Genomic DNA, 6,584 nt, shown 5'->3' on the forward strand with positions numbered 1-6,584 from the left:
GGCTGGCGCCGCTCCTACGGTGGGAACACACGCTGCGGCGCTCTCCTGTAGGAGCGGCGCCAGCCGCGAGCCTTTCATCGCACCCGCCCAACGCCCATCGCCCCCAACCCCTCGCGGCTGGCGCCGCTCCTACAGGGGGGCGTGGGCTGCTGGTGATAGACTTCACGACCTACCCAACCTGGTTTTGCCTTCCGGCGGGGCCTCTTGACCGAGAGTCATCTCCCAAAGGAGTCGTCGTGCTGTCCAACGATCTGTTCATCATCTTTTTGCTCATCATCGCGAGCGCCTTCTTCTCGATGTCCGAGATCTCGCTCGCCGCTTCGCGCAAGATCAAGCTCCGCCTCATGGCCGAAGGTGGCCACGTCAATGCCCAGCGCGTGCTCGCGCTGCAGGACAACCCAGGCAACTTCTTCACCGTCGTGCAGATCGGCCTCAATGCCGTCGCCATCCTCGGCGGTATCGTCGGCGAGCAGGCCCTGTCGCCCCATGTCGCCGCTGCCATCGGCCTGGTGTACGACGGGCCGCGGCTTCACACCCTCAGCTTTGTGGTGTCCTTCGTCTTCGTCACCTCGCTGTTCGTGCTGTTCGCCGACCTCATGCCCAAGCGCCTGGCCATGGTCGAGCCCGAGCGCATCGCGGTCGGCCTGGTGCGGCCCATGCAGGCCTGCATCTGGGTTTTTGCGCCCCTGGTGTGGGTGTTCAACGGGCTCGCCAACATCCTGTTCCGCTGGTTCAAGGTGCCGAGCAAGCGCACCGAAGACATTACCGCCGACGACATCGTCGCCATGGCCGATGCCGGCGCCCAGGCTGGCGCGCTGCTGCGCCAGGAGCAGCACCTCATCAGCAACGTCTTCGAGCTCGACTCGCGCATCGTGCCCTCGGCCATGACCTCGCGCGAGAGCATCGTCTTTCTCACCCTCAGCGAATCCGAAGAGAGCATCCGGCGCAAGATCTCCGCGCACCCGCACGGCAAGTTCCCGGTGTGCGAGGACGGCATCGACAGCGTCATCGGCTATGTCGACGCCAAGGACATCCTGCCGCGCATCGTCAATGGCCAGGACCTCTCGCTGCGCACCCAGCCCATCGTGCGCAAGGTCCTCATGCTGCCCGACACGCTCAGCCTGTTCGAAGCCCTCGAGCGCTTTCGCGACGCCAAGGAAGACTTCGCGCTCGTACTCAACGAATACGCCCTGGTCGTGGGGCTGCTGTCCTTGCAGGACGTCATGAACACGGTCATGGGGGATCTCGTCAGCCCCTTCCAGGAAGAACTCATCGTCCGCCGCGACGACAACTCCTGGCTCATCGACGGCGTCACCCCGATCGAAGACGTCATGCAGGCGCTCGACATCGAAGTCTTCGAGGGCTTCCAGAACTACGAAACGGTCGCCGGCTTCCTCATGTACCGCCTGCGCAAGGTCCCCAAGCGCACCGACTTCGTGGTCTATGCGGGCTACAAGTTCGAGGTCGTCGACATCGACAACTACCGCATCGACCAGGTCCTGGTGACGCGCAGCGAGACGAGCGAGCCATGAGTCGAGGCGCCCTTGTCATTCATGGGAAAAAGACCATAATGGGGCAGGGCGTGTGAAGCTCGCCAGTACGGACCTGCACCACCCGCGAGCCAGGAGAGAGGCGCTTGCCATCGCACGGCTGGGTCCCGGCCCCCACCTGCTCGCGCTGTCGCAGTTTGCGGCCGTGTTCGACAGCCTCTGCGACGGTGTGCAGTTTCCGAACGCCCCCTACCTCGGCGCGAGCTACGGCATCGAAAGCGTCTTCGACGAACAGCACCGGGCCGGAGCCGTCACCGTTTTTTACCGGGTTTTCTGGGGTAGCGACGCGTGCGGGCTGGTGGCAGCGCTGTGCCAGGCAGACTTCGGCCGCCCCGTGTTCATGGCCATGACGGGTTTTGGCTTGCCGGGAGCCGCGGGTCATGGCGACAAGACCCGTGCCGTGGACGCTGCAGTCAGGCTGGCGCGGGCGCGCAGCGTGGATCTATGAAGGGTGAAGAATGAGCGAGAGTGACACGAGGTATTCGGTAACGCGCACCGGCGGCCGAACCTTCCGCGTTGCCGCCGCACGCAAGGGCGGCGCGAATGACCTCACCGCGGCGCTTGCCGAGGCCGCCGGCGATACCCCCGAGTTTCAGGCCGGCTACCAGGCTGCGCAGCGCTACCTCGCGTTCGGTCGCGCCCTGCGGACCTTGCGCGAAGCGCATGGCATGACGCAAAAAGCGCTGTCCGAGCGCACCGGCATCGACCAGGCCGACCTCAGCAGAATCGAGAACGGCGTCTGGGGCAAGCGAGGCATCAGCGTGCTCACGATGGAGCGCATCCTCGCCGAACTGGGGCATCGCCTCGAGTTCAGCATCGTGCCGATCGAGCAGGCGTCGGGTCAGGCAGCGCAGGGGGGCGAAGCCCCGCCCTGGGTCGAACTGGCTCCGCAGGGGCAGCGGCTGGATGCGAGCGCGGGTGCCCGCACAGGCCTTCCGCCCTGGATCGAGGAAGTGCCGGACGACGCGCCGCAGGACCTTGCCGCAGGCGCGCTCAGGAACGCCCTCGCAGGCGTACTCGAAGACGCCGTCTTCAAGGCAGCGCTCGATCGAGAGTGGCGCGCAGCCTTCGCCAAGCGCCGGCGCCGGGCGACGCTGGCGCGCAGCAGTGCAAGGCCGGCAACGCTCAAGAAATGACGGCCGCGCTTGCCGGCGCCATCGCCGAGCTTCTCAGCGTCCTCAGCGGGCTACTGCTCATCGCCCCGGTCATCGCGCTCAACCGGCACCTTCGCGCCATCAAGACCGCGCAGGACCAGCTTGCAGCGCCGCGTACCAAGCTGACGCGCAGCATCGCGCGCGAGCTCAAGCCGCAGCTCGAGCGCGCAAAGATCCCCGAATGGTCGCGCCGCGACCAGCGCATGCTCATCTGGGCAATCGGGCTGTTTGCGGCCGCGTCGGCCATCAAGCTCTACCTTGCGGCGGCGGTCGCCCTGACCGCAGGCTGAACCCGACGGCCGTTCAGGCCTCTGCCTGCGCCTCGGTCTCCGGCGCGGCAAGCGGAGCGTCGTCGGCCTTGGCCACGGCGATGCGGGCCAGCGCGGCGCGGCCGCTGCGGATGTGGTGGCGCATGAGCTGCTCGGCACGCTCGCCGTCGCGGGCGAGGAGGGCGCCGAGGATGTCGCGGTGCTCTTCCAGCGACTGCTCCAGCCGCCCGTCCGAGAACAGCGAATGGTGGCGCGACAGCTTGATCACCTTGCGCAGGTCTTCGATCACGTGCAGCAACCAGCGGTTGTCGGCGATCTCCTGCAGGCTGCGGTGGAAGTTCTGGTTGGCCTCGAAGAAGCCGTCGATGTCGTCCGCCGCCGCCGCCTTCTCCAGGTCGGCGTGGATCGCGCGCAGGCGCGTCAGGTCGCCGTCGGTGGCGCGCATGGCCGAGGCTCGTGCGCACTCGCCCTCGAGCATCGACATCACGCTGAACACCTCGTCGAGGTCACGCTCGGAGATCTCGGTCACGTAACAGCCGCGGCGCGGCTTGAGCGTCACCAGCCCCTCGGAGGCGAGCACCTTCAGCGCCTCGCGCAGCGGTGTGCGCGAGATGCCGTAGTGCTCGGCCAGCGCCTGCTCGTCCACCCAGGTGCCCGGCGCCAGCTCGTGCGAATAGATGCGCTGCCGAAGGCGCTCGGCGACTTCCTGGTACAGCGCCATGGGCGCGATTCTCGAAGCGTTCATGTTGCTTTGTGCGGTCTCCGACTTCTCAGATGCAAAGGCCGGCGCGCCCACAGGGCAATAGCGCCGCAGTGGATTTTGCCGTAGGACCAGCGCCGGCCGCGAGCGAATTGCGGCTGGTCCGACCCCCGTCGCCTTCAAAACCTCGCGGCTCGCGCCGCTCCTACCGCAACACCAAGCGCCGCGCCCCCCGTAGGAGCGGCGCCAGCCGCGAGCCTTTTCGGCAGCGATCCAGCCCCAACGCCTTCAACCCCTCGCGGCTTGCGCCACGCCTACGACACCCGCCGCGGGCTGTTCGTGCGTCGGCTAGAGAGGCCATTGCGTTCATAATTATGGATAAAGTATTATTCCGCTGGTAGAACAAGTCAACTTCCCGTGTGCGACGCGGCAGGGAGGCGCCAGGCCAAAGCCTGGTGACAAAAGGGGGGCCGCGTTGCGCCAGAAGCGTCGACGGCCACCCGCAGCAGGGCTGCGGGTGGCCGGTTCGTCGCCTACGTGCCGCACTTGTCGCGGCGCGGGTTGTGTCTGATCCGATATCGTCCAGCAGCTCCGCGAGCTGCCGAAGCAGAGAGGTTTCCCATGTCGCAAAGCAACCAGTCCAACGAGCCCACCTACAACCAGGCCGACATCGAGGCCTGGAACAAGGCCGCCGCCAAGCACGCCCCGGGCGGCGACGTCACCAAGCTCAACTGGGTCACGCCCGAAGGGCTGGTCGTCAAGCCGCTGTACACCAAGGCCGACACCGCCGACCTCAAGCACGCCGACACGCTGCCCGGCTTCGAACCCTTCCTGCGCGGCCCGCAGCCCACCATGTACGCCGTCAAGCCGTGGACCATCCGCCAGTACGCGGGTTTCTCCACCGCCGAAGCCTCCAACGCCTTCTACCGCAAGGCGCTCGCCGCCGGCGGCCAGGGCGTGTCGGTCGCCTTCGACCTCGCCACCCACCGCGGCTACGACTCCGACCACCCGCGCGTCACCGGCGACGTCGGCAAGGCCGGCGTGGCCATCGACTCGGTCGAAGACATGAAGATCCTGTTCGACGGCATCCCGCTCGACAAGATCTCCGTCTCCATGACCATGAACGGCGCCGTGCTCCCCATCCTCGCCGGCTACATCATTGCCGCCGAAGAGCAGGGCGTGTCGCAGGACAAACTCTCCGGGACCATCCAGAACGACATCCTCAAGGAGTTCATGGTCCGCAACACCTACATCTACCCGCCGACGCCGTCGATGAAGATCATCGCCGACATCTTCCAGTACACGTCGGCCAACATGCCCAAGTTCAACAGCATCTCGATCTCGGGCTACCACATCCAGGAAGCGGGCGCCAACCAGGCCATCGAGCTCGCCTTCACCCTGGCCGACGGCCTCGAGTACGTGCGCACCGGCATCGCCAGCGGCATGGACGTCGACACCTTTGCCGGCCGCCTGTCCTTCTTCTGGGCAGTGGGCATGAACTTCTACCTCGAGATCGCCAAGATGCGCGCCGCGCGTCTGCTGTGGTGGCGCATCATGAAGCAGTTCAACCCCAAGAGCCCCAAGTCGATGATGCTGCGCACCCACTCGCAGACCTCCGGCTGGTCGCTCACCGAGCAGGACCCGTACAACAACGTCGTGCGCACCACCATCGAGGCCATGGCCGCGGTGTTCGGCGGCACCCAGTCGCTGCACACCAACGCGCTCGACGAAGCCATCGCCCTGCCCACCGAGTTCTCCGCCCGCATCGCGCGCAACACCCAGATCATCATCCAGGAAGAGACCCACATCTGTAACGTCGTCGACCCCTGGGCCGGCTCCTACATGATGGAAAAGCTCACCCAGGACATGGCCGACAAGGCCTGGGCGCTGATCGAAGAGATCGAGTCCATGGGCGGCATGACCAAGGCCGTCGAATCCGGCTGGGCCAAGATGAAGGTCGAGGAATGCGCCGCCGACAAGCAGGCCCGCATCGACTCCGGCAAGGACGTCATCGTCGGCGTCAACAAGTACAAGCTCGCCAAGGAAGACCCGATCGAGATCCTCGACATCGACAACCACGCCGTGCGCGAGTCGCAGATCGCCCGCCTCGCCCAGGTGCGCGCCAACCGCGACACCGCCGCCGTGCAGGCCGCGCTCGACGCCCTCACCAAGTGCGCCGAAACCGGCGACGGCAACCTGCTCGACCTCACCGTCAAGGCCATCCGCCTGCGCGCCACCGTCGGCGAAGTCTCCGACGCGCTCGAAAAGGTCTTCGGCCGCTATCGCGCCAACCCGCAAGCCGTGTCCGGCGTCTATGGAGCCGTCGTGGAAGAACAGGAAGACTGGAAAGCCCTCAAGGCCGACATCGAAGCCTTCATCGCCGAAGAAGGTCGCCGCCCGCGCGTCATGATCGCCAAGCTCGGCCAGGACGGCCACGACCGCGGCGCCAAGGTCGTCGCCTCGGCCTTCGCCGACCTCGGCTTCGACATCGACATCGGTCCGCTCTTCCAGACCCCGGAAGAAGCCGCCCGCCACGCGGTCGAGAACGACGTCCACGCCGTCGGCTGCTCCAGCCTCGCCGCCGGCCACAAGACGCTCGTGCCGCAGATCGTCAACGAGCTCAAGCGCCTCGGCGCCGACGACATCATCACCTTCGTCGGCGGCGTCATCCCCGCACAGGACTACGACGCGCTCTACGCCGCCGGCGCCAAGGGCATCTTCGGCCCCGGCACCCCCATCCCCACCGCCGCGCGCGAAGTGCTCAAGCAGATCCGCGCAGCGCGCAAGGCATAAGGGCGAACACCGGCGGCCTTGCCGCCGGAGCAACTGAACAAAACGTATCGGCACACCGTAGGAGCGGCGCCAGCCGCGAGGGGTCGAAGGCGACACCGCCCAAAAAACCTCGCGGCTC

At 66.6% G+C, this 6,584-nt stretch carries 6 protein-coding genes; 5 read left to right on the forward strand and 1 reads right to left on the reverse strand.

Translation table 11 applies throughout. From position 1 onward, the window contains the following. Positions 1-236: 236 nt before the first annotated feature. The 4 genes from C662_RS19205 to C662_RS19220 are packed head-to-tail and all read left to right on the forward strand — an operon-like array spanning position 237 to position 2,994. Entirely contained in the window at positions 237-1,532 is a 1,296-nt protein-coding gene (locus C662_RS19205) for a hemolysin family protein (RefSeq protein WP_002934046.1), read from the forward strand. 52 nt (positions 1,533-1,584) lie between these two features. Then, entirely contained in the window at positions 1,585-1,998 is a 414-nt protein-coding gene (locus C662_RS19210; protein ID WP_002934048.1) for a hypothetical protein, read from the forward strand. 10 nt (positions 1,999-2,008) lie between these two features. Next, positions 2,009-2,686, forward strand: coding sequence for a helix-turn-helix domain-containing protein (locus tag C662_RS19215; protein WP_002934050.1), 678 nt, complete (start codon positions 2,009-2,011; stop codon positions 2,684-2,686). Continuing rightward, on the forward strand, positions 2,683-2,994 hold the full coding sequence (locus C662_RS19220) for a hypothetical protein (RefSeq protein WP_002934061.1): 312 nt from the start codon (positions 2,683-2,685) through the stop codon (positions 2,992-2,994). Before C662_RS19215 ends, C662_RS19220 begins: the two co-directional genes overlap by 4 nt. Before the next feature lie 13 nt (positions 2,995-3,007). On the opposite strand, the gene C662_RS19225 is transcribed toward C662_RS19220, so the two are convergent. Next, positions 3,008-3,718, reverse strand: coding sequence for a GntR family transcriptional regulator (locus C662_RS19225; protein ID WP_051018607.1), 711 nt, complete (start codon positions 3,716-3,718; stop codon positions 3,008-3,010). A gap of 576 nt (positions 3,719-4,294) precedes the next feature. On the opposite strand from C662_RS19225, the gene scpA reads away from it, so the two are divergent. Beyond that, positions 4,295-6,466, forward strand: coding sequence for a methylmalonyl-CoA mutase (gene scpA / locus C662_RS19230; protein ID WP_002934063.1), 2,172 nt, complete (start codon positions 4,295-4,297; stop codon positions 6,464-6,466). The last annotated feature ends 118 nt before the right edge of the window (positions 6,467-6,584 follow it).

It is taken from the genome of Thauera sp. 28 (genome assembly GCF_000310145.2).
Classification (GTDB): domain Bacteria; phylum Pseudomonadota; class Gammaproteobacteria; order Burkholderiales; family Rhodocyclaceae; genus Thauera; species Thauera mechernichensis.

Bases quoted from the DNA above. Each gene is read 5' to 3' on its own strand.
- C662_RS19215 (WP_002934050.1), top strand. From the start codon at position 2,009: ATGAGCGAGAGTGACACGAGGTATTCGGTAACGCGCACCGGCGGCCGA.
- C662_RS19220 (WP_002934061.1), top strand. From the start codon at position 2,683: ATGACGGCCGCGCTTGCCGGCGCCATCGCCGAGCTTCTCAGCGTCCTC.
- C662_RS19225 (WP_051018607.1), bottom strand. From the start codon at position 3,718: ATGAACGCTTCGAGAATCGCGCCCATGGCGCTGTACCAGGAAGTCGCC.
- scpA (WP_002934063.1), top strand. From the start codon at position 4,295: ATGTCGCAAAGCAACCAGTCCAACGAGCCCACCTACAACCAGGCCGAC.